Below are 22,423 nucleotides of genomic sequence, written 5' to 3' on the forward strand. Positions count from 1 at the left end.
GTCAGTCCTTCGTCGGTTCGGCCTTGTCGTCGTCGTGAGGTGTCGGGTCCGGGGCGTACCGGGTCGTCTCGTCGTGCACCACGACGGGAGGGTCGCCCTTGTCGGCGTCCAGGTCGTCGTGCACGAGTTTCGCGATGTCGTTGGCGCCGGGATCCTCGTCCGACCGCAGCTCGATCTGCTCGTTGATGTAGCGCAGCAGCACGGCGGTAGCGGCGGCGACCGGTACGGCGAGGAACGCCCCGATGATGCCGAAGATCGACCCACCGGCCGTGACGGCCAGCAGCACCACGGCGGCGTGCAGATTCATCGACTTGCTCTGCAGGATCGGTTGCAGCACATTGCCTTCGATCTGCTGCACCGCGAGGATGATGACCAGGACGATGATCGCAGTCGTCAGTCCGTTGGCGACCAGTGCGACGAGGACGGCCAGCGCGCCGGCGACGAACGCGCCGATGATCGGGATGAAGCCACCGATGAACGTCAGTGTCATCAAGACCGGCGCCAGCGGCACACCCAGGATCAGCAGGCCGATGCCGATGAAGACGGCGTCGATGGCGCTCACGATCGCCTGGGTACGGATGAAACCGCCCAGGGTGTCCCAGACGCGGCTGAGGACCTCGGCGATGTGACCGCCCGCCTTGCGGCCGGCCAGTCCGTGCAGCCAGGGGAGGAACCGCGGTCCGTCCTTGATGAAGAAGAAACTCAGAACCAGGACGAGGCCGAGGGTGACGAGGATGGACCCGGCTGTGGCGACTCCGGCGAACACACCCGACGCGATCGCGGTCCCGCTCTCCTGCAGTCGGGTTCCGATGGCTTGCACCGCGTTGTCGATCTGCTGATCGTCCAGATTGACCGGCGGACCCTCGAGCCAGTCCTGCACCTGGGCGACGCCTAGCGTGGCGCTGTCCGCCAATTCGGGCGCCTGACTGGCCACGGACGGAACGATGAAGGCGATGACGCCCGCGAGAACCGCGAGGAACCCCAGCAGCGACGTCGTCGCCGCGAGCGCCGGGGGGAAGCCCACGTGTCGCAGGAGCCGCGTGGGCGGCCACAGGACGGTGGCGACCACCAGGGCGAGCAGCACCGGGAGCACGATGACCCACAGCTGACCGACCACCCAGCCGCCGATCCACAACGCCCCGGCCAGGACCACGATCACGACCGACCATTTGGCCAGCCACATCCCGCCTGATCCGAACAGTGCGCTTCTGTCTCGCCCGGTTGCCGAGGTGGACGCGTTCTCGCTCACGTGAGTCCTCTCGTCATGGTGGTTACGCGACCGAAAGAGCCGTCACGCGCTGTGACTGTACCCGGGACGGTGCGTCGTCAAGCCGAGCGAGGGCCCCGGCTACCCGATGGTCAGTCCGCGCGCGAGCAATGCTGTGCGCCACAGGTGCATGGAGGCGTAGGAACGCCACGGAGCCCATCGTGCGGTGTCCGACAGATCGATGTCGAGGAGCGCAGCCCCCTGCCGGACGACGAGGTCCGTGTCGAGCAGGACGTCGGCGTCCCCGAGGAGCCGCATCGACACGTAGCGCGCGGTCCACGGTCCGACTCCGGGAAGCGCGAGCAGGGCGCGTTCCTGATCTGCGCCGACGTTGCCGTGGGCGATGTCCAAGGTGCCGGACGACAGTTCGCCGGCGGCCGCGGCGATCGAGGTCACTCGTCGCCGGGGACCGGTGAGGATGTCGGCCCCGCGCGCGGCGATCGCTGCGGGGGTGGGAAACAGTCGGGTGATGCCGTGGTCGTCCTGCCCGTCGTCGTCACCCACCGGGTCACCGAGTGCGGCGACGAGCCGGGCGGTGTGTGTCGCGGCGGCACCCAGGGATATCTGCTGACCGATCATGGTGCGGAGCAGCACCTCCGACGCATCGAAGGCGCCCGGCACACGGATACCCGGCGCATCCTCGACGGACGGGCGCAGCGCGGGATCCGCTGCGAGCACCGCGTCGACTGCTGTCGCGTCGACATCGAGGGCCAACACACGTCGTACCTTGTCGAGCGCGGTCGGGATGTCGCGTGAGTCCGACGCTCGGGTGTGCACTTCCACGGCGGTGTCCTCGAAGCGGCAGGACACCACCGCCGGCCCGTGGTCGAGTCGTAACGATCGCCGGTAGACGCCGTCGACGAAGGTCTCCATACCCGGCACCGCGTGGCCCGCCAGGAACCACCGCATCCACGCCACGTCGTAGGGCGCAGGGAGCGGCAGTCGGGTCGTCTCGGCGGACCAACGCGGTGATGTCACCCCGTCATGGTGTCAGCAACACCGCGCACCGGGATTGGCGTCCGCCTCCGCGTGGCGTGCCTTCCAGTACTCGCGCTCGGTGGGCACCGGCTGTCCGGGATGGACCCGGTTCTGATGCTCGACGAAACGCTCGTAGTCGTGATCGCCCATGACGGAGGTGATCCACCACGTCGCGGCGCGAACGGACTTCAGGACGGCGTTCATGTCAGTGGCCCGTTCCCGGCCGACGGACCGTGCCGTCCGCGATGAGGACGTCCCACTCCGCCTGCACCGACTTCTCCGCCTCGGTGGGGAGGAAACCACTGGGCGCGAACAGCTTCGACGGCACGTCCTCCTCCTCGCTGCTGGGCAGCCCGCCGGCTCGGATCGCCTTGATGCAGACGGCGAATCCGGCCAGTGCGACGATGAGGACGAGCACCGCGAAGACGATGGACAGCGTCCCCTGGATGAACGTGTTGCGGATGACGGCGTCGATGGCCTCCGGAGTCGCCGCCGAGCGGAACTCGGTGAGGCCCTGCGCCTTCGCTTCCGTGAAGTCGCTGTGCTGAGCCCAGTAGCCGATGGCCGGAACGTCGGAGAAGATCTTCTGGTACGACGCCGTCATGGTGACGACGAGGTCGAATACCAACGGCAGGGCGGGAATCCACGCCCACTTCAGCAGACCCTTCTTGACGACGACGGTCAGGACGACTGTCAGCGCGATGGCAGCTAGCAACTGGTTCGCGATGCCGAAGAGCGGGAAGAGCGTGTTGATGCCGCCCAGCGGATCGGTCACACCCATGAGCAGGATGGCGCCCCACGCGGCGACGACGATGACCGAGCAGATCCAGGCACCGACGCGCCACGACGGGTCGCGGAACTTCTTCGCGCCGCCGCCGAGGTTTCCCAGCGAGTCGGACAGCATGAAGCGCGCGACGCGGGTACCGGCATCGACCGTGGTGAGGATGAACAGCGCCTCGAACATGATGGCGAAGTGGTACCAGAACGACTTGAGGCTCTCACCGCCGAAGACCTGGTGCAGCACCTCCGACATGCCGAACGCCAGAGTGGGGGCACCGCCGGTGCGGGAGATGATCGATTCCTCGCCGACGTCCGTGGCAGCCTGCGACAACTCGGCCGCGCTGACGTCTCCGCCGGAGAGTCCGAGTCCGTTGACGTAGGTCGCCGCTGTCTCGGGGGTGCCGCCGGTGAGTGCGGTAGGCGCGTTCAGAGCGAAGTAGATGTGCTGGTCGAGGATGCAGGCGGTGACCAGAGCCATGATGGCGACGAAGGATTCGGTGAGCATGCCGCCGTACCCGATCATGCGCATCTGCTTCTCCTTCTCGAGAAGCTTCGGCGTGGTGCCCGAGGAGATCAGCGCGTGGAAACCGGACAGCGCACCGCACGCGATGGTGATGAACAGGAACGGGAACAGTGATCCGGAGAAGGCGGGTCCGTTGCCCTCACTCGCGAACGACGTGACGTCGGGCATCTGCAGGACCGGACGGGCGATGAGGATGCCGACGGCCAGCAGCACGATGGTGCCGATCTTCATGAACGTCGACAGGTAGTCGCGCGGGGCCAGCAGCAACCACACGGGGAGGATCGAGGCGGCCAGACCGTAGGCGATCAGCAGCCAGGCGACGGTGACCTTCGACAGCGTGAACCAGTCGGCGCCCCATTCCGTCTCGGCGACCCAGCCGCCCGAGATGATAGCGAGCAGCAGCAGGACGACGCCGATGAGCGAGACCTCGGACACCTTGCCGGGGCGCAGGTATCGCAGGTAGACGCCCATGAACAGTGCGATGGGAATGGTGAGCGCGATCGAGAACACGCCCCACGGGCTCTCGGCGAGTGCGTTCACGACGACGAGTGCGAGTACCGCGATGATGATGATCATGATGACGAAGACGCCGATGAGGGCGGCGATACCACCGACCACGCCCAGCTCCTCGCGGGCCATCTGACCGAGGCTGCGGCCGCGACGGCGAGTCGAGATCCAGAGCACCAGGAAGTCCTGCACCGCGCCGGCGAAGACGACGCCGATGATGATCCACATCGTGCCGGGCAGGTAGCCCATCTGCGCGGCGAGCACGGGTCCGACGAGCGGACCGGCGCCGGCGATGGCGGCGAAGTGGTGGCCGAACAGCACCCGACGGTCCGTCGGCATGTAGTCCTTGCCGTTCTCCAGGATCTCGGCGGGAGTGGCCCGATCGTCCCGCGGGTGGACGATGCGGTTCTCGATGAGGCGTGCGTAGAACCGGAACGCGAAGATGTACGTGCAGACCGCCGCCACGACGAACCACACGGCGTTGACCTGCTCGCCGCGGATGATCGCGATGACCGTCCACGCGATCGCGCCGAGCAGTCCGATGATCACGAAGATCACGCGCTTCGGCACGGTCATGGGGGAGCGGTCGACGACGCCCACGGGTGGGAGGTCGTCGTCGGTCTTCAGAAACTCGACGTGCGAGCTTCCCTTGTCGGACACGGCAGTCATCTGCAGGGCTCCTGGCATGCGAGGGAGATGTGGCGATCATCGTGTGATCGCAGTCACTGTAAGCAGACCGACCGACATTTCGTGCGGTTGTCACCGCGGCGAGTACGGATCGTTGCGACGAGCGGTCACGACCCGTCGCCGAACGTCACGACCTGACAACGAGAAGCCCTCGGGAGCCGAAGGTTGCCTACGATGCTCGTGTGTCAGACCAACCGCAGAACTTCCCGGGCCAGTACCCGTCCTACGAGCCCGACCTGAGCAAGGGGCCGACCACCGGACAGCAGGACACCGGCAGTTTCGGTGCGCCGGCGTATCCCCAGCAGCAGCCCCAGCAGCCGCAGTACGGGCCGCCGCCTCTGCCGCCCACCAACGCCGGCTGGGCCGCTGCCGCGCTGATCTTCTTCTGGCCGCTGGCATTCTCGGCGTTCAACCATTCGAGTTCGGTGTTCCCTCGCTGGTCTCTCGGTGACTACCAGGGCGCCCACTACGCGTCGGAACGCACGAAGCAGCTGGGAAAGTACGCGCTGTACATCGCGATCGGGTTGTTCGTGCTGTTCATCCTCTTCTATGTCGTGCTCATCGCTTTCGCGGTGTCGACGAGCAGCAGCGTCGACTACTCGTACTGACGGCGAGGGCAGGGCCGACGAGACGGTCGGGGGCGGCACGTAGACTCTTCTTCCTGTGAGCCTCACCCTCGGAATCGTCGGACTGCCCAACGTCGGTAAGTCGACCCTGTTCAATGCGCTGACCAACAACGACGTGCTGGCGGCGAACTACCCGTTCGCCACCATCGAGCCCAACGAGGGCGTCGTCGCGTTGCCGGATCCGCGCCTGAACGAGTTGGCCAAGATCTTCGGCTCCGAGAAGATCCTCCCCGCGCCCGTCACCTTCGTCGACATCGCCGGCATCGTGAAGGGCGCCTCCGAGGGCGCCGGTCTGGGCAACAAGTTCCTGGCCAACATCCGCGAGGCCGACGCCATCTGCCAGGTCGTCCGGGTGTTCGCCGACGACGATGTGGTCCACGTCGACGGCCGCGTCGATCCCGCCGCCGACATCGAGGTCATCGAGACCGAGCTGATCATCGCCGACATGCAGACCCTCGAAAAGGCCATCCCGCGCCTCGAGAAGGAAGTCCGCACGCAGAAGGATCGCGCTCCGATGGTCGCTGCGGCCAAGGAAGCGCAGACCATCCTGGACAGCGGCAAGACGCTGTACTCGGTCAAGAACACCTTCGACGCCTCGTCGCTGCGCGAGCTGAACCTGCTCACGACGAAGCCGTTCCTCTACGTCTTCAACGCCGACGAGTCGATCCTCACCGACGACGCGAAGGTTGCCGAGTTGAAGGCTGCCGTCGCTCCCGCCGACGCCGTCTTCCTCGACGCGAAGATCGAGTCCGAGCTCGTCGAACTCGACGACGAGTCGGCGATGGAACTGCTCGAGAGCATCGGCCAGTCCGAGCCCGGCCTGCACGCCCTGGCGCGCGCCGGCTTCCACACCCTCGGGCTGCAGACATACCTCACCGCGGGCCCGAAGGAGTCCCGCGCGTGGACGATTCACCAGGGCGACACCGCACCGCAGGCCGCCGGCGTCATCCACACCGACTTCGAGAAGGGCTTCATCAAGGCCGAGGTCGTGTCCTACGACGACCTCGTCGCCGCCGGATCCATGGCCGCCGCCAAGTCGGCCGGCAAGGTCCGCATCGAGGGCAAGGAATACGTCATGGCCGACGGCGACGTGGTGGAGTTCCGCTTCAACGTGTGATCGCGGCTCAGCGCCAGCCCAGCTCCGGTGCCACGTGGGTCAGAACCGACTCGATCAGGTGGGCGCAATACTCGACGCCGAGCTGGTTGGGCACGGTCAGGAGCAGCGTGTCGGCCGCGGCGACGGCTTCGTCCTTCGCCAGCTCCGCGATGAGCTTGTCGGGTGTCCCCGCATAGGTCTTGCCGAATCGGGCGATGCCGCCGTCGATGTAGCCGACCTGATCGCCGCTTCCGCCCTCACGGCCGAAGTAGGCGCGATCGACGTCGTCGACGATCGGGAAGATGCTGCGGCTGACGGACACTCGTGGTTCGAAGGAGTGTCCGGAATCTGCCCAGGTCTTGCGGAAGCGCTCGATCTGTTCTGCCTGCAGCTCGTGGAACGGCACGCCGGTGTCCTCGCTGAGCAGAGTGGAGCTCATCAGGTTCATGCCCTGCTGCGCCGTCCACTCGGCGGTCGCCCTGGTGCCGGCGCCCCACCAGATCCGCTGGCGCAGACCCTCCGAGTGGGGTTCGAGGCGCAGCAGGCCGGGCGGATTGGGGAACATCGGTGACGGGTTGGGCTCCGCGAACCCGTTGCCCTCCAACAGGTCCAGGAAGATGCGGGTGTGGTCGCGGGCCATGTCGCCGCTGTCCGAACCCTCGGCCGGCGCGTATCCGAAGTACCGGAACCCGTCGATGACCTGCTCGGGCGATCCCCGGCTCACGCCGAGCTGCAGTCGGCCGCCGGAGATCAGGTCCGCCGATCCTGCGTCCTCTGCCATGTAGAACGGGTTCTCGTAGCGCATGTCGATGACGCCTGTGCCGATCTCGATGCGACTGCTCTTCGCGCCGACCGCGGCGAGCAAGGGGAAGGGCGACGCGAGCTGGTTCGCGAAGTGGTGAACGCGGAAGTAGGCGCCGTCCGCACCTAGCTCCTCGGCGGCGACGGCGAGGTCGATCGACTGCAGCAGGACATCCGACGCGGAGCGCGTCTGCGAGTGCGGTGACGGCGACCAGTGCCCGAACGACAGGAACCCGATGTTCTTCATGGACTCGTCAACGATCTCGGGCACCGGATTCTTCCCGTCTCGCTATCGTGAGCCGATGGCAGAGGTTCGAGAGTTCCAGGTCACCATCGACTGTGCGGTGCCCGCGCGCGTCGCCAGGTTCTGGTGCGACGTCCTGGGGTACGAGGCCGAGCCGGTTCCGGAGGATTCCGCATGGGCGGCGTGCACCGATCCGACCGGCAAGGACCCGCGACTGTACTTCCAACGCGTTCCCGAGGCGAAGACCGTCAAGAACCGCGTCCACCTCGATGTCCGAGTCGGAGTGGGTCTGGTGGGGGACGAACGACTGGCGGCACTGGACGCCGAATGCGCACGGTTGATCGACCTCGGTGCCACGCGAGTGCGGCTGCTGCCGGCGGGCGACGGTGACGAGTCCTGCATGGTCATGCAGGACGTCGAGGGCAACGAGTTCTGCCTGGACTGACGGCCCTCAGAAGGGTGGCGGGTCGTCGGTGTCGGCGAGTTCGCGGGCCCGTCGGTTGCGGTTGCGTTCGTTCCTCCGTCGGGCATGTTTGTCCGCCAGGCGTGTGCGGCGTCTGCTGGGGGGAGTGCGGGGCGGACTCGGTGGTGGATCGGGCGTGTCGAAGGTGACGTCGGCGAGTCCGGGGTGGATGTCGTATCCGTTGTGCGCCGGCCCCGGGACGACGAGGCCTTCGGGTGTGGTGACGGTGGAGACGATGCGTCCGGTGTCGTCGTCGGTGTATTGATCGTCGACGAAGTCACCGAACGTTTTCAGGTTGTGGTGGAACCTGCATGTGCCGCCGAGGTTGACGTCGGTGGTCTGGCCGCCGCCGTCGGGGTCGTCGTGGTCGTACTCCGCGATGTGGTCGAGATCGCTGGTCCACACTCCACGGTTGCAGCCGGGCCAGGTGCAGTACTGGTCGCGGATGCGTACGAACGTGTCGAGGGCGCTGGAGGGGCGGTACGGGTCGGCCGGCTGTGATGCGGGGTTGGTGGTCGAGACGGGGCGGACGACGGCGTCGGCGCGGTCGGCGAGGTCGGCGACGTGGTCGGGGGAGATGACGCCGTGGCCGACGAGGAACCCCGGATTGCCGGCGGCGGCGGTATTTCCGGCCGTGGTGGTGGAGTCGGCCGTGGTGGTGGAGCCGGCGATGGTGGTGGAGTCGGTGACGACGTGCACGATGACGGAGGTGAGCAGGCCGTCCTCACCGGTCCATCCGGGCGCGGAGCAGTCCGGGTCGTCGCACTGGCATTCGTACGAGGTGCGGGTGGCGAGGGCGAAGAGGGCGTCGCTGGAACGGGCGCCTGTGCTGCGAGGGTCCTTGCGGCAGACGCGTCCGGCCAACTCCTGCACAGCGGCAGCGAGGACGACGGCTTTTTCGGCTGTCATGGTTGCGCCCAGGTATGCCATGCCGTCGGGTCCCGCGTCGATCCAGACGCTGCGGTTCTTCTCGGCGAGCACACGTCGTTCTCTGACGGCGTCGCGGTCGTGGCGGTAGACGATGCGGTCGATCATGTCCCGCATGCGTGTGTCCGACCAGGAGCCGCGGCGTTGGAGGGCCGCGGCGATCTCGGTGTCGACTTCCTGCGCGTACGTGGTGCCGTCGACGAGGTCGGTTCGGCCGATGATGGTGTGGATGTGTTTGGGGGCGATGAGGCCGTCGCGGAGGCATTCGGCCACGCGGGGAAGCCGGTCTCGGAGTGCGACGGCGCGGGTCAGGATGCCTTCTCCGGCGCCCTGGCTGACCGACAGGACGGCCGAGATGCGGGCGGCGCAGTGCGTCGTCGCGTCCATCCGGCGGTGATCGGACATCTCGTGAGGGAGGACGAGTTGCGTGTGTAGTTCCGCTGCGGCCCGGTACCGGGTCCATTCGAGATAGGACAGTCCGGCCGAGGCGTAGGACATCGTGGACAGGAGGGTGTTCACGGGTGCGTCGAGGAGGGTTCCGGGTAGGCCCATGGCCTCCGGATCCCGCGTCGCCCACCCCTGTTCGAACATGTGTGCGAAGGTAGCAGGGCCCTCCGACATTCCTCCGTCACCGGCAGAGCAGTAGCGCAGAATGTCAGCATGCGCGTGGAGAAGATCACCACCAACCTGCCGGTCGTGGACATCGCCGAGGCCAAGGCCTTCTATACGGACTACCTCGAGCTGCGCACCGAGGAGTTCGACCTGGGCTGGGTCGCGCGCTTCACCTCACCCGAGACCGGCGCTCATGTGCAGTTGGTGACGCGGGATGCGACCAGCCCGGTGGACTCGGCGGTGTCCGTGCATGTCGACGACGTCGATGCCGCGTACGAGGACGCCGTTCGGCGGGGTTACGAGATCGTGCACCCGTTGACGACGGAGGAATGGGGTGTCCGACGATTCCTGGTGCGTGCTCCCGATGGAAACGTCGTGAATGTCGTGATGCATCGGGTGTGACAGTGACTCGTCACGGACATCCGCCGTCCGCGATGCGCGTGTGCAACCAATGGTCTTGACTGACAGGGACATATGTTCCCTGCAGTGAGGACGACTACGCCATGCTTCTCTTGTGGATCTGGAATCAGTCGTGGATCTGGTCCACGATCACGACGACGGTGACCGACCTCATCTGAACCCGGTAGCGTGGACGACCGCGTCCCACAGCGCTTCTCGTGCCTGCGGAGAATCCTTCCGCCAGGACGGGTAGTGGGTGGGGCGCGGTTTTCTGTCGTGCCAGAACAGCCCCGACGACGCCAGGGCGTCATCGGACGCCGCGAGCCACACTATGGTGTCGGCGCCGTCGTCGGCGGTACGCAGGATGGGCTTCATGACGGAGCCGAACAGCGGGATGGAATCCGTCACGCCGGGGGTGTCGGCCCACCCGGGATGCATGCTGTGTACGACGGGATCGTCCGGCTCGGTGAATCTTTCGGCCAGCTGCTCGGTGACCACCACCTGCATCCGCTTGGTGCGGGCGTAGGCGGTCAGTCCCGAGTAGTCGCCGCGGGTGAACTCGATATCGGTCGTCTGCAGCGGCACGGGATACATACCGCCGCTCGAGACGAAGACGACGCGTGACCCGGCGTCGAACAGCTCGCGCAGACCCATCGTGAGCGCGACCGGACCGAGCACGTGCGTGGCGAAGGCCAACTCGTGCTTCTGCGGTGTCTCGGTCCGCTGCGGCGGCATGACACCCGCGCAGTGCACCAACGCGTGGATCGACGTGACCTGCTCGGTCAGCGTGGTCACCAGCGCGGCGACGGCGTCGAGGTCGCTGATGTCGCACTCGTGGATCACCAGGTCGGCGCCGGGCGCGGTGTGCCGGATCTCGGTTGCCGACGCGTCCAGGCGGTGCGCGGATCGGCCTACCAGGTGGACCCTGGCGCCCATCTCTGCGAGTCGGCGGGCTGCGGCGGCGCCCAGCCCGGAGCTGCCCCCGGTGACGACGATGTCGATCGGAGCCGGGAACGGCGGGGGGTCGGCAGCCCAGAATCGGCGCCGAACCGACGATCCGATCCGTGAGTAACCAGGGACGACGGCGCGATCCATGGCCGCGTCGACGACTCCGGCGACGAACGCCCCCACCGCGGCCACTAGGCGGGAGGCCCGTCGGTGCGGTCGGAGTTCTTCTCTCCGATGGCGTCCTTGGCCTTGTTCAACGCGCCGTCGATCTGGGAGTCGTGGCCGGCGAACTTCTTCTTGGCGGCATCGCCCGCCTTGTCCAGGGCCTGCTCCACCTTTTCTTCGTTCTGGTCGAGCTTCCGCTTGATCTCACCGAAATTCACCATCGGGTGGTCCTCTCGTAGGTCGTCCAGGGCGCTGCTCTTCGAGGCTACCCATCGCGTCGACGTGACAGAATCCGCACATGCCGCGCTCCGCTGTTCCCGACGCGATTCACGACATCGTCCGGGCCGCCCTGTCCGACGTCCCGCAGCACCGGCAGGAGACGTTCGCGCTCCGCGTGGAGCGGTGGTGGCCGGACCTTCACGACGCGGTGACCGCCCTGTACCCGGATCCCGACGACGTGTCGCGCCGCCTCGTCGAGGGCGCTGCGCGGGCATTCGCGGAGAGGCCGGACGATCTGCATCGCCTCGACGAGCGACGCCTGCTCGAGCCCGACTGGTTCCAGCAGCCCGACATGTTCGGCTACGCCTGCTACGTCGACCGCTTCGGCGGCACGCTCACGGGTTTGGGGGAGCAGCTCGATCACCTGACCGACCTGGGTGTCACGTACCTGCATCTGATGCCGCTCCTGACTCCGAGGCCCGGCGACAACGACGGCGGCTACGCGGTCATGGACTACCGCTCGGTGCGCGAGGACCTGGGTACGACAGACGACCTCCGGGACCTGGCGACGACGTTACGGGACCGAGGCATCAGCCCGGTCATCGACCTGGTTCTCAATCATGTTGCCCGTGAACATGACTGGGCCGTGAAAGCTCGGAGTGGTGACCCGGCGTTCGCGGACTGGTTCCTGATCTACCCGGACCGGTCGACACCCGACGCGTACGAGCGCACCCTGCCCGAGGTTTTTCCCGACTTCGCGCCCGGCAGTTTCACTCACGACGCGGATCTGGACGGTTGGGTGTGGACGACGTTCAACGAGTGGCAATGGGACCTGAACTGGGCGAACCCGGCCGTGCTGATCGAATTCGCGGACATCGTGGCCTATCTCGCCAACCTCGGGATCGAGGTGGTGCGTCTCGACGCAATCGCGTTCCTGTGGAAGAGGCTGGGCACGAATTGCCAGAATCAACCGGAGGTGCACGCCATCACCCAGGCGTTGCGTGCGACGGCGCGAATGGCGGCTCCGGCACTGTTGTTCAAGGCCGAGGCCATCGTCGGTCCGCGAGATCTGTTGCCGTACCTCGGAACCGGGCAGCACACCGGACGCGTGTCCGACATCGCCTACCACAACAGCCTGATGGTGCAGGTGTGGTCGATGCTGGCCACGGGACGGACGGACCTGGCGCGGCACGCATTGTCGACGCTTCCGCCGACGCCACCGGGCGGGACCTGGGTGACCTACATCCGCTGCCACGACGACATCGGGTGGGCGATCGACGACGGTGACGCCGCGGCCGTGGGCCTCTCGGGTGCCGGGCACCGACACTTCCTGGCCGACTGGTACTCCGGCGAGTTCCCGGGCTCGCCCGCGGAAGGTGCCGTCTTTCAATACAATCCGGACACCGGGGACCGGCGCATCAGTGGTACTGCCGCTGCGCTCGCGGGACTGGGTCCGTCGCGCCGCGACCCCGAGAACGCCTTCGCGCGACTGTTCCTGGCGCACGCCGTCATCGGCGCCTGGGGCGGGATTCCGGTCATCTGGAGCGGGGACGAACTCGGGTCTCCGGGCGACCCACACTGGGCCGAGGAAGCAGGCCACGAGGACGACAACAGGTGGATTCACCGTCCCCGCGTGACCGACGCTGACCGAGCCCGCAGGCACGTGCAGGGAAGCGATGCGCAGCGTGTCTTCGACGGGATCGCGCACATCGCGCGCACGCGCGCCGGTCTGCCGATGATGCATGCGGAGGCTCCCGTCGACGTCCTCGACGGCCTCGACGACGGCGTCCTGGGAATCACCCGTCGCCATCCCAGCGGAACGCTGATCGGGCTCTTCAACGTCACCGGCGAGTACCGGCAGGTGCCGTCAGATCTCGGCCCACGCCACGGTGTCGATACGCCACGAGAAGTGTTGTCCGGCACCGCCGATCTGGGCGGCGACGCGTGGTGGTTGCCGCCCTACGCGGCGTGGTGGGTGGTCGGCGCCTGATCTGAAGGAAAGTCAGTCCCGGAACCGGTCCGCCACCCAGCGCATCGCGTACGGGAGCCCGGATAGCGCGCCGACGAAATGGTCCCCGAAGACGGGGTGGTACTCCACGCTCGCTCCGAGTCCCCGCCACGACTCGACGAGATCGAGGACGCCCTGTTCGGGAATCCAGCGATCGGCGAAACGCGGTGTCGAGGCACCGTGGTAGAACGCCACCGGAATGGTCGGGGCGTTCCTGCCGGCGGTGTTCGCGTCGATGACCGCCCGCGCGGTATCGGAGTCGAAGACGCCCGGGTCGACGGAGAAACGTTCGAGCCGTAGACGAGCGAGACCGCCGAGGGCGAGCGGTACGACCGACAGGTCCTTGATCATCGATGCGAGGGCCAGTCCGGTGGGGCTGAACTGTTCCACCAGCGCCGGATGCTCCCGGGCCATTCCGATGATGGCCGCTCCGAAGAGGCCGGATCCGAGGGTGCCGTTCATCGTCTCGCGCAGCAGTCCGACGTCGACGGGCGATCCTCCGGCGACTGCTCCGCGCAGGTCGAGTTCCGGCGCGTAGGTGGGGTGAAGTTGCGCCGCCCACGCCGTCGCGATCGCTCCACCGCTGTATCCGTACAGAACGATCGGACTCGCCGCGTAGGTCGCATCGAATGCGAGGAGACCTCGAATGCTGTCCAGCACCGCATGGCCGGCCATCGTGCCCTCGGCGTAGGCCATCCGTGGCCCCTGGTGGTCGGGGATCAGCACCGCATAGCCGCGTTGCAGCCACAACGGAACGACGGTGGGGAAGTCCTGCCCTATCCCGTGGACGATGCGGTACGACGGCGTCGCCCGGGTTCCCAGCGAGTCGATCGCGACGTTGTGGACGACGACGGGCCGCGATCCTCGTCCACGCCAGGGCCGCCGGGGTTCCATCAGGGTCGCCGTGACGGCCACGGATCGCCCGAGCGCGTCCGTCGACCCGACCATGAACTGCCGCACGGTGGTACGTGGGCGAGGGAGTATTCCTCCCGCCGTGCGGTCGCGGACCGGGACACCGGGCACGAGGTCGCCGGACGGGGCGGCGAAGAAGCGATCGCCGGTGATCGGAGTCGGTTGGATGGCGCCGTACGGATCGGCCAGCATCTCCGGTGTGATCCGACCGGCGGCGAACCGGTCCACGCGCTGCGTCAGCCCCATCAGATCCCCCCGGTGTCCGAACCCACACCGTAGTTTCCCGACGCGGATCCAGGGCCAGAATCTCCTCGAGTACAACGCTGTCGGCACGTCGTCCCGGCGAGCACTCTTCTCTCCCGTGACCACGACACACAGCGCACCCGTGACCGACGACGCCCTGAGCGCTCGTTTCCAGCCTGTCTTCGACCGTATCGCCGCGGGCGCGGTCGAACGGGAGAAGGACCGCCGCCTGGCCCACGACGAGATCGCGCTGCTGCGGGATGCGGGTTTCGGCGCGTTGCGCGTGCCGGTCGAGTTCGGCGGATCGGGTGCCACCGTCACCCAGCTGTTCTCTCTGCTCGTCGATCTCGCGGCGGCCGAATCCAATCTGCCGCAGGCGCTTCGAGTGCACTGGAGCTTCGTCGAGGATCAGGTCGCGGCAGAGGCCGGCCCCGAGCGGGACGCCTGGTTGCGGGCGGTCGTCGACGGCACCCTCGTCGGCAACGCGATCACCGAGCCCGGCATCGGAGCTGTCGATCACTACCGCACGACAGTCACCCGCGGGCCGGACGGTCTCCGTCTGAACGGCGAGAAGTTCTACAGCACCGGCAGCCTGTACTCGAACCACATCCTGGTCGCCGCCGACCTGGACGGTGAGCGGGTATCGGTACTGGTCGACTCGGATGCTCCGGGCGTCGCGCAGCGCGACGACTGGGACGGCTTCGGGCAGCGCCTCACCGTCAGCGGCACCACCACCTTCACCGACGTGGCCGTCGACGAGTCCCGGCTGCTGGGTCCGGGATACGGCGCTCCCGGCCGGACATACGCGACGTCCTACCTCCAGCTCGTACAGCTCGCCGTGTTGGCCGGAATCGCGCGCCGGGCGACGGACGACGTGACCGAGTGGGTCCGTGCCCGCACGCGCAGCTACACCCACGCCGCCGCGGATCTGCCGCGCCACGACCCGGTGGTGCAGCAGCTCATCGGCCGCCTCGAGGCCGCTGCTTGGTCCTCTAGGGCGCTGGTGCTCGCTGCCGCCGCGGACGTCGAGCGTGCCGTGGAGGTGGGTGACGACGCATCGCTCGACGCCGCCGAACTCAGCACCTCCCACGCGCAGGCCGTGGTCGTCGATCTGGTGTTGGACGCGACGACACAGCTGTTCGAGGTCGGGGGAGCGTCGATCGTGTCGGACACCCTCGCGCTGGATCGGCACTGGCGCAATGCCCGCACGATCTCCGTGCACAACCCGGTTCTGTACAAGCTTCGATCCGTCGGCGCCCACATCCTGAACGGCGAGGATCTTCCTTACGCATGGTCGGCAGGCGCGAAGTCATGACGCGACACATCAGGTTCAACGCGTTCGACATGAACTGTGTCGCTCACCAGTCACCGGGACTGTGGCGGCATCCGAAGGACCAGTCGCATCGCTACACCGACATCTCGTACTGGACCGAGCTGGCGAGGCTTCTCGAGCGCGGCCGGTTCGACGGACTGTTCATCGCGGACGTGCTGGGCACCTACGACGTGTACGGCGGGTCCGACGAGGCCGCGATCCGTCAGGGTGCGCAGATTCCCGTCGCCGATCCGCTGCTCCTGGTGTCCGCCATGGCGGCGGTGACCGAGCAACTCGGTTTCGGAATCACCACCGGTACCGGTTTCGAACACCCGTATCCGTTCGCACGCAGGATGTCGACGCTCGATCACCTCACCCGGGGACGTATCGGCTGGAACGTCGTCACCGGCTATCTCCCGTCCGCGGCGAGGAACATGGGCGACGCCGGACTCCTCGATCACGACGCGCGATACGACCACGCCGACGAGTACCTCGAGGTGCTCTACAAGCTGTGGGAAGGCTCGTGGGAGGACGACGCCGTGGTCCGCGACCGGGAGCGCGGGGTCTACGTCGACCCGTCGAAGGTGCACCACATCGGACACGAGGGGCAGCACTTCACCGTCCCCGGAATCCACCTCTCCGAACCGTCCCCGCAGCGGACGCCGGTGATCTTCCAGGCCGGCGCCTCGCCTCGCGGGGTCGCGTTCGCCGCGGAGAACGCCGAGGCGGTCTTCGTCGGAGCTCCGTCGAAACGTGTTCTGGCGCAGACCGTCCGCAACATCCGAGCCGCCCTCGTCGACGCCGGCCGGGATCCGTACTCGGCTCGGATCTACGCGCTCGCCACGATCATCACCGACGCCACGGACGAGGCGGCCGATGCGAAGCACTCGGAGTACCGCACCTACACCACCGCGGAGGGCGCGCTGGTGTTCATGTCGGGCTGGATGGGGATCGACCTGTCCACGTACGACCTGGACGACCCGATCGGCGTCGTCGAGAGCAACGCGATCCGCTCCGCGGTGGCCGCATTCCAGGAGGCGAACGACGACGGCCGGGAATGGACGATCCGCGACATCGCCGACTGGGCGGGCATCGGCGGGATGGGCCCGCTGTTCGTCGGATCCGGTGAGACCGTCGCCGACACGCTGCAGGACTGGGTCGCCGAGACGGACGTCGACGGATTCAACCTGGCGTACGCCGTGACTCCGGGATCCTTCGAGGACGTCGTCGAGCACGTGATCCCGGTGCTCGTCGCGCGCGGTGCGTACCCGGCGGAGAAGGAGACCGCGACGTTGCGACACACACTGTTCGGACGGGGAGACAAGCTGCCCGACGAGCACCGCGGCGCCCGGTACCGGCAGGGGCTACCGTCACTGGCATGACTGATGCCGGCGCCACGGATCCGAAGCCCTACTCGACGGGCGAACGGGTCTTCGGACCGCCGAACGGCACGTTCGACCCGGACTGGGCGGCCACCGCACTGCGATCCAACCGGCCCGAACTCGACCATTCCACGTCGGTGCGACTGGTGGAGCGAGCCTGGGAACTGCTTCGGGCGAACGGTCTCCGCGGGCAGGAACTCGCCGACGCGCTGGAACTCGAACCGGGGTTGGCGTCCGCGGTGTCCGACGTCGCGACCGAGACCGCGCGCTTCTACCTCGACCGGTGACCGCTACCCGGTGGTCCGCCGAGCGCAGCGCCGAGGACTCGCACGCCTATGTCGCACGGTTCCGTGAGTTGGAGGAGTCCGGCGCGGACATGCACGGTGAGGCTCGGTTCGTCGACGCCGTGCTGCCGCGGTCCGCGCGAGTTCTCGACGCCGGGTGCGGCACCGGTCGGCTCGGCGCGGAACTCGCGCGGCGCGGACACACGGTGACCGCCGTGGATCTCGACCCGGTCCTGGTCGAGGAGGCGCGCCGGCAGCACGGCATCACGGTGGTGCTCGACGACCTGGCAACAATGGCGCTGGACCCGCAGTCGTTCGACGCCGTCGTCGCGGCGGGCAACGTCATGGTGTTCCTCGCCCCGGGTACCGAGTCGAGGGTGCTTCGGCGCTGGCACGACGCGGTGGTGCCGGGCGGGGTAGTGATCCTCGGCTTCGCGACGGATCGCGAGTACAGCGTCGACCGTGCGGAAGGTGATCTCGTCGCCGCGGGTTTCACTGCGATACAACGGTTCTCCTCGTGGTCGGTCGGGCCCTGGCGGCCGGACTCCGAGTGGGTTGTTCTGACCGGGTACCGACACGCGGGAACCGACTCGGGCGCCGCGACGGCTGGATAGAATCCGGACATGACACGACCCACGATCGACATGGACTACACGGTGCTCGACTGTCCCGATCCGGTGGCACTCGCGCGCTTCTACACCGAGCTGCTGGGATGGTCGGTGGTGCAGGACGATCCCGACTGGACGGTGATCGAAGGGGCTCCGGGTCTCCGGTTGGCGTTCCAGAAGTCACCGGAGTTCGTCCCCCTGTACTGGCCGCGCGAAGGTATCCGTATCCACTTCGACTTCGTCGTCGACGACATGGATGCAGCCGAGGCGTTCGCCGTGGATCTGGGAGCGCGCGTGCTGGACGACGATGCTGAACATCCCGGTTTCCGTGTCCTGCAGGACCCGGTCGGTCATCTCTTCTGCCTGTGCAGGCGGGACTGACAGCGCTCAGGTCGTCGCTCGGGACACGCGCACCGGCACACCGGTGAAGACTGCGGTCGCGGTGACCGACTCGGTGGCGGTGGGATCCGTGAGGTCGTTGGCGCTTTCGCCCTGCACCGCGGCGGCGACCGAGAGCAGTACTCCTGGCCGGCGGTGGCCGTAGCCGTGCGGGATGCTCACGACGCCGCGCATGACGGTGTCGGTGGCGCGCACCTCGATCGTGACGCGACCCGAGCGAGATTCCACGGCCACCGTGTCGCCCGACTCGAGCCCGCGTGCCGCGAGATCGGCCGGATGCGCGAGCAGGTGGTGCCGCTGCGCTCCCTTGACCAGCCGTGCCGAGTTGTGCAGCCACGAGTTGTTGCTGCGCAGGTGTCGTCGCCCGATGAGCAACAGCTCGTCGGGGTCGAGGGTGGGCGCGGGCACCAGCTCGGCGCGAAGGGTGGCCACTGCCGTCGTGATCACGTCGTGCATCAGCGGGATCCGCTTGTCCGGCGTCTGCAGTCGGTGGGGGAGCGAGGGTGCGAGCGGGCCGAGGTCGATGCCGTGTGGTTGCCGACGCAGTGCCCGTAGCGACACGCCACGGCGACTCGCCCGCAACAGCAGGTCGAGACTGCGGAGCGGGGAGATGCGCAGCCGCAGTGCAGTGTTCCACTCCCGGGGATCCAGGAGGCGGCGGACGCGGGCGCGTCCGCGCGCGGCGACTCGCCGCCGATAGAGCAGCCCGAGATCCCGGAAGATCTCCCAGTCCTGTTTCTCACCCGGCCCCTGCGGGAGTACCGGCGGCGTCAGGCGACTGGTGTTCCGCACCGCGAAGTGATGGTGGAACAGGTCGTAGTGGTCTCGCGTGAGCGCCGACGACGGCGGGAGGATGACGTCGGCGTGCCGGGAGGTCTCGTTGACATAGAGATCGATCGCCACCATGAAGTCGAGGGTCGGCAGCAGATCGTCCAGCCGGGATCCGCCGGGCGAGGACAGGACCGGGTTGCCGGCGGACACCACGAGGCTCCGGATCCGCCCCTCCCCGGGTTCCGCGATCTCGTCCGCAAGGGTGGCGGACGGGAGCTCACCGTCGAAGTCGGGGAGCCCGCGCACGCGGGAGGGGTGACGCCCGAGGTCGCCGCGACTCATGACACCGGTACGGACGAGATCTGCGGCGGGGGAGGCGAAGAGCGCGCCGCCGGGTCGGTCGAGGTTGCCCGTCACGATGGTCAGGACCTGAAGAGCCCACTGGCACACCACGCCGTGTCGCTGCGTGGAGACACCCATGCGACCGTGTGCGACCGCCGAGTCGGCTGCAGCGAAAGCGCTTGCCAGCGAGCGGATCTCGTCGGCCTCGATGCCGACGATGGGTGCCACCGCCTCCGGGGTGAAGGCGGTCACCATGGCGGCGACCTCGGACACGGAGTCGACGTACGACGCTATACGGACCGGCCCGTCGCCCAGGATCGTGTGCAGTAACGCGAGGAGCAGGAAGGCGTCGGTGCCCGGTCGGACGAAGTGGTGGGCGTCGGCGACGGCCGCGGTCTCGGTGCGTCGGGGGTCGATCACGACGAGGCGACCGCCGCGCGCCCGCAGTGCCGCGAGGCGGTTCCGAACATCCGGCACCGTCATCATGCTGCCCTGGGAGACCACCGGATTGGCTCCGACGACGAGAAGGAAGTCGGTGCGATCGATGTCGGGAATCGGTGCCAGCAGCTGGTGGCCGTACAGCAGTCGATGCGTCAGGAAGTGCGGCAGGCTGTCGAGGGAAGTCGCGGAGAACCGGTTACGGGTGCGCAGCAGGGGGAAAAATCCGCCGACACCGTGGGTGAGGGCACCGAGGCTGTGCGCCATCGGATTGCCCCAGTAGAGACCCACTGCATCGGCACCGTGTCGGGTGCGCGTGTCGACCAACGCAGTCACGACGAGGTCGTAGGCCTCCTCCCACTCGATCTCCACCCATCGGTCGCCGGCGCGGCGCACGGGACGCCGAAGTCGGTCCGGGTCGGTGTGAAGATCCTGCAACGCGAGCGCTTTGGGGCACAGGTGACCACGTGCGAGTGGGTCTGCGGTGTCCCCCCGCGTCGAGGTGACCGCGACCCCGCGCACCGTGAACGTCAGCCCGCACATGGCCTCACACAGTGAGCACGTGCCGAGCTTGCGCTGCTCGTCGTCCATCACCACCCCCGTGAGGAACCTACCGGTCGGGCTTCGGCGACGGACACGATCGCGCTCTACCATCACCCCATGGCCACCGACAGATCCCACGGGTTCGTGATCGAACGTTCGATCATCGTCGACGCTCCGGCGTCGTCAGTGCACGGTTTCCTCGACGATCTGCACCGGTGGACGTCCTGGTCGCCGTGGGAGGGCAGCGACCCCGATCTGTCCCGTACCTACAGCGGCTCGGAGTCGGGGGTCGGGGCGTCCTACGCCTGGTCCGGGAATCGCAAGGCCGGCGCCGGGTCGATGACCATCGTGGAATCGACGGACGACCGTGTCGTGCTCGATCTGCTGTTCACGAAGCCGTTCAAGGCCACCAACGTGACCACGTTCCTGCTGTCGCCGACAGGAAGCGGCACCGAGGTGACGTGGCGGATGACGGGGCAGCAGAACGTCGTCGCGCGACTGGTCGGCAAGATCGTGCCGATGGAGAAGTTCATCGGCAAGGATTTCGAGAAGGGACTGGCCGCGCTGAAGCTGCAGGCGGAGCAGCAGGACCGTTGACGTGACCGGTCGGCTCACGGCCACCGACGCCCGCATGTACTGGCTGTCGCGGCGCCTGCCGAGCGACCAGTTCCTGCTCTACGCGGTCGACGGTGCGCTCGACGACCCTGAAGCCGTCGCCACGGCTCTCGTGCGTCGGGCGCGCGTGGTGGACGGGTTGTCGGTTCGTCTGCGCGAGACGCGGTGGACGGCCGACTACCCCTACTGGGTGCCCACGGAGGTGACCCGCGACCGGGTCCGAGTCCATGCCGGCGGGACGTGGCAGGAGTGCCTCGACCGGGTGGCGGAGACCTTCGAGGATCAAGTCGACCCGCGCCGCGAGCCGTGGCGCATGCATCTGTACCCGTGCGTCGACGGGGTGCCCCGCACGACGGGGCCGGCAACGGTGCTCGTCGTGCAGATGGCGCACGTCCTGGGAGACGGCGCGCGGGTGTCTGCGCTGGCTCGCGCGCTGCTGTCCGAGGAGCCGTCACCGGCGGTGCGCGCGGTGGTGCTGCCGGCGCCCCTCGCAATCGCGCGTGGTGCCGTCGAGCTTCCCGCGCGGATGATCGGCATGGTGCGTCGCGCACGTGAGGCGGTGGTGGCCGATCGTCGGCGCACGGCCGACACGGCGGCCGGCGTCATCCCCGGTCCGCCGCTTCCCCGTGCGCCGACGGTGCTGTCCCGTCCGGCAGGCGGAACCACCCGCATCCGGTGCGTGGTGTGCCCGGCGTCGGACCTCCGCACCGACACCGTCAGTGTCACCGTGGCCGCGCTCGTCGTGGTGTCGGACGCGATGAGTCGGCATCTGGCGTCCCTGGGCGAGCCGGTTCCCGACGACCTCGGGGCCGAGGTCATGATCGCCATACCGCCGCAGGGTCGAACCACCTCTGCTGCCAACGCCTTTCACAACGCGGCGGTGGACCTGCACCCGTCCGTGCAGGATCTCCGCGCTCGGGCACGGGCGATCGACGACTCCCTGCGAGATCGGCGCCGACGGCTGGAGCACCCCGCCTTCGGGGTGGGCGATCGTGCGACCGAGACCGTTCCCGCGGTGATCCTCCGGCGCGACGTCGACAGTGCGGATCTGTCGGTGACCCCGACGACAGTGGCGGGTCACACGGTGGTGTCGAGCGTGAACAGAGGCCCTGCCGATCTCGCGCTGGACGGTCGGCCCGTAATTCTCACGGCCGGATTCCCGGCGCTGTCACCCACCGTCGGCATCACGCACGGAGTGCACGGGATCGGCGAGGTCGTGACGCTGTCGATCGTGACGAGCGACGACGTCATGGACGCCGACGCGTACGCCGACTGCCTGCGGGAAGCCGTCCATCGAGTGCGGGAAGCGCTCAGGTGACCCGCA

At 67.8% G+C, this 22,423-nt stretch carries 22 protein-coding genes; 12 read left to right on the forward strand and 10 right to left on the reverse strand.

Annotation, left to right across the window (positions count from 1 at the left end; genetic code table 11):
- Position 1: 1 nt before the first annotated feature.
- The 4 genes from AC0IX4_RS15920 to AC0IX4_RS15935 all read right to left on the reverse strand — a co-directional run bounded on the left by AC0IX4_RS15920 (position 2) and on the right by AC0IX4_RS15935 (position 4,724).
- Positions 2–1,183 carry an AI-2E family transporter gene (locus tag AC0IX4_RS15920; protein ID WP_082042938.1) on the reverse strand — a complete coding sequence of 394 codons (1,182 nt, stop codon included), beginning with the start codon at positions 1,181–1,183 and terminating at the stop codon, positions 2–4.
- Positions 1,184–1,348: 165 nt separating this feature from the next.
- On the reverse strand, positions 1,349–2,245 hold the full coding sequence (locus AC0IX4_RS15925; RefSeq protein ID WP_235579465.1) for a DNA-3-methyladenine glycosylase family protein: 897 nt from the start codon (positions 2,243–2,245) through the stop codon (positions 1,349–1,351).
- A 12-nt stretch (positions 2,246–2,257) separates the two neighbouring features.
- Positions 2,258–2,449, reverse strand: a complete 192-nt coding sequence (locus AC0IX4_RS15930) for a YbdD/YjiX family protein (RefSeq protein ID WP_082042926.1) — start codon at positions 2,447–2,449, stop codon at positions 2,258–2,260.
- 1 nt (position 2,450) lies between these two features.
- Positions 2,451–4,724 (reverse strand): carbon starvation CstA family protein, encoded by a 2,274-nt coding sequence (locus tag AC0IX4_RS15935; protein WP_056072504.1) that lies wholly within the window; start codon positions 4,722–4,724, stop codon positions 2,451–2,453.
- Between the two features lie 200 nt (positions 4,725–4,924).
- On the opposite strand from AC0IX4_RS15935, the gene AC0IX4_RS15940 reads away from it, so the two are divergent.
- Together AC0IX4_RS15940 and ychF are read left to right on the forward strand one after the other, a co-directional pair.
- Positions 4,925–5,350, forward strand: a complete 426-nt coding sequence (locus AC0IX4_RS15940) for a CD225/dispanin family protein (RefSeq protein ID WP_471829833.1) — start codon at positions 4,925–4,927, stop codon at positions 5,348–5,350.
- Positions 5,351–5,405: 55 nt separating this feature from the next.
- Positions 5,406–6,485 (forward strand): redox-regulated ATPase YchF, encoded by a 1,080-nt coding sequence (ychF, locus tag AC0IX4_RS15945; RefSeq protein ID WP_042573590.1) that lies wholly within the window; start codon positions 5,406–5,408, stop codon positions 6,483–6,485.
- Positions 6,486–6,492: 7 nt separating this feature from the next.
- On the opposite strand, the gene AC0IX4_RS15950 is transcribed toward ychF, so the two are convergent.
- Positions 6,493–7,512 carry an LLM class flavin-dependent oxidoreductase gene (locus AC0IX4_RS15950; RefSeq protein WP_471829942.1) on the reverse strand — a complete coding sequence of 340 codons (1,020 nt, stop codon included), beginning with the start codon at positions 7,510–7,512 and terminating at the stop codon, positions 6,493–6,495.
- A 55-nt stretch (positions 7,513–7,567) separates the two neighbouring features.
- Here AC0IX4_RS15950 and AC0IX4_RS15955 point away from each other — a divergent pair, with 55 nt between their 5' ends.
- Complete coding sequence (locus tag AC0IX4_RS15955) at positions 7,568–7,954, forward strand: VOC family protein (RefSeq protein ID WP_471829835.1); 387 nt, start codon at positions 7,568–7,570, stop codon at positions 7,952–7,954.
- 6 nt (positions 7,955–7,960) lie between these two features.
- Here the strand turns inward: AC0IX4_RS15955 and AC0IX4_RS15960 are convergent, their stop codons facing one another.
- Positions 7,961–9,490: an HNH endonuclease signature motif containing protein gene (locus AC0IX4_RS15960; RefSeq protein ID WP_471829837.1), complete on the reverse strand. Its 1,530-nt coding sequence runs from the start codon at positions 9,488–9,490 to the stop codon at positions 7,961–7,963.
- Positions 9,491–9,559: 69 nt separating this feature from the next.
- Here AC0IX4_RS15960 and AC0IX4_RS15965 point away from each other — a divergent pair, with 69 nt between their 5' ends.
- Complete coding sequence (locus tag AC0IX4_RS15965) at positions 9,560–9,913, forward strand: VOC family protein (protein WP_471829839.1); 354 nt, start codon at positions 9,560–9,562, stop codon at positions 9,911–9,913.
- Positions 9,914–10,081: 168 nt separating this feature from the next.
- Here the strand turns inward: AC0IX4_RS15965 and AC0IX4_RS15970 are convergent, their stop codons facing one another.
- Both AC0IX4_RS15970 and AC0IX4_RS15975 read right to left on the reverse strand, forming a co-directional pair.
- The gene (locus AC0IX4_RS15970; protein ID WP_471829840.1) at positions 10,082–11,041 is read right to left on the reverse strand and encodes an SDR family NAD(P)-dependent oxidoreductase; all 960 of its coding nucleotides are present in this window, start codon (positions 11,039–11,041) and stop codon (positions 10,082–10,084) included.
- Positions 11,042–11,049: 8 nt separating this feature from the next.
- The gene (locus tag AC0IX4_RS15975; RefSeq protein WP_042576422.1) at positions 11,050–11,244 is read right to left on the reverse strand and encodes an antitoxin; all 195 of its coding nucleotides are present in this window, start codon (positions 11,242–11,244) and stop codon (positions 11,050–11,052) included.
- A 77-nt stretch (positions 11,245–11,321) separates the two neighbouring features.
- Here AC0IX4_RS15975 and AC0IX4_RS15980 point away from each other — a divergent pair, with 77 nt between their 5' ends.
- Positions 11,322–13,232, forward strand: coding sequence for an alpha-amylase family protein (locus tag AC0IX4_RS15980; protein ID WP_471829842.1), 1,911 nt, complete (start codon positions 11,322–11,324; stop codon positions 13,230–13,232).
- A gap of 12 nt (positions 13,233–13,244) precedes the next feature.
- Here the strand turns inward: AC0IX4_RS15980 and AC0IX4_RS15985 are convergent, their stop codons facing one another.
- Positions 13,245–14,408: a lipase family protein gene (locus AC0IX4_RS15985; RefSeq protein WP_056069629.1), complete on the reverse strand. Its 1,164-nt coding sequence runs from the start codon at positions 14,406–14,408 to the stop codon at positions 13,245–13,247.
- 115 nt (positions 14,409–14,523) lie between these two features.
- Between AC0IX4_RS15985 and AC0IX4_RS15990 the strand changes: the two genes are divergently transcribed.
- Genes AC0IX4_RS15990 through AC0IX4_RS16010 form a run of 5 tightly spaced genes read left to right on the forward strand, consistent with a single transcriptional unit; the run spans position 14,524 to position 18,372 of the window.
- Positions 14,524–15,720, forward strand: coding sequence for an acyl-CoA dehydrogenase family protein (locus tag AC0IX4_RS15990; protein WP_056069627.1), 1,197 nt, complete (start codon positions 14,524–14,526; stop codon positions 15,718–15,720).
- Positions 15,717–17,099 carry an LLM class flavin-dependent oxidoreductase gene (locus tag AC0IX4_RS15995; protein ID WP_471829845.1) on the forward strand — a complete coding sequence of 461 codons (1,383 nt, stop codon included), beginning with the start codon at positions 15,717–15,719 and terminating at the stop codon, positions 17,097–17,099. The genes AC0IX4_RS15990 and AC0IX4_RS15995 overlap by 4 nt, the downstream gene beginning before the upstream one ends.
- Entirely contained in the window at positions 17,096–17,386 is a 291-nt protein-coding gene (locus AC0IX4_RS16000) for a hypothetical protein (protein WP_471829847.1), read from the forward strand. Before AC0IX4_RS15995 ends, AC0IX4_RS16000 begins: the two co-directional genes overlap by 4 nt.
- Complete coding sequence (locus AC0IX4_RS16005; RefSeq protein ID WP_056069620.1) at positions 17,383–17,997, forward strand: class I SAM-dependent methyltransferase; 615 nt, start codon at positions 17,383–17,385, stop codon at positions 17,995–17,997. The genes AC0IX4_RS16000 and AC0IX4_RS16005 overlap by 4 nt, the downstream gene beginning before the upstream one ends.
- Positions 17,998–18,006: 9 nt before the next feature.
- The gene (locus tag AC0IX4_RS16010) at positions 18,007–18,372 is read left to right on the forward strand and encodes a VOC family protein (protein WP_471829849.1); all 366 of its coding nucleotides are present in this window, start codon (positions 18,007–18,009) and stop codon (positions 18,370–18,372) included.
- Between the two features lie 6 nt (positions 18,373–18,378).
- On the opposite strand, the gene AC0IX4_RS16015 is transcribed toward AC0IX4_RS16010, so the two are convergent.
- Positions 18,379–20,532, reverse strand: coding sequence for a molybdopterin-dependent oxidoreductase (locus tag AC0IX4_RS16015; RefSeq protein ID WP_471829851.1), 2,154 nt, complete (start codon positions 20,530–20,532; stop codon positions 18,379–18,381).
- Positions 20,533–20,601: 69 nt separating this feature from the next.
- Here AC0IX4_RS16015 and AC0IX4_RS16020 point away from each other — a divergent pair, with 69 nt between their 5' ends.
- Together AC0IX4_RS16020 and AC0IX4_RS16025 are read left to right on the forward strand one after the other, a co-directional pair.
- Entirely contained in the window at positions 20,602–21,081 is a 480-nt protein-coding gene (locus tag AC0IX4_RS16020; protein ID WP_471829852.1) for an SRPBCC family protein, read from the forward strand.
- Between the two features lies 1 nt (position 21,082).
- Positions 21,083–22,417, forward strand: coding sequence for a wax ester/triacylglycerol synthase domain-containing protein (locus AC0IX4_RS16025; RefSeq protein WP_471829854.1), 1,335 nt, complete (start codon positions 21,083–21,085; stop codon positions 22,415–22,417).
- Positions 22,418–22,423 lie beyond the last annotated feature (6 nt).

Source organism: Rhodococcus sp. AC861, assembly GCF_979256035.1.